Raw genomic sequence first — 216 nt, forward strand, 5'->3', positions numbered from 1 at the left:
GCATGAGCCATTTCAAATGACCGTCGGTCTTCTGGTGATCGCCAGCGATACTGTTCATTTTGTTGACGCATGAACCGTTGAACCGTGGTTAAAGAAACCGTCTGCGGGTTGAGTTCACCGTTTTCGCTCAAATAATGATACAGATTCGTCACTGTTCGACGAGGACGTTCTTCTTTTAAGGCAATCAGGCGCTGTTTTTGATCATCTGTCAGCCTT

At 46.3% G+C, this 216-nt stretch carries 1 protein-coding gene; it reads right to left on the reverse strand.

Going from position 1 to position 216, the window contains the following annotated elements; all coding sequences use genetic code 11:
* On the reverse strand, positions 1-216 hold a 216-nt coding region (locus tag ACYQ2O_RS13935; protein WP_459796896.1), incomplete at both ends, for a hypothetical protein.

This window comes from Alkalibacterium sp. m-11, assembly GCF_054658155.1.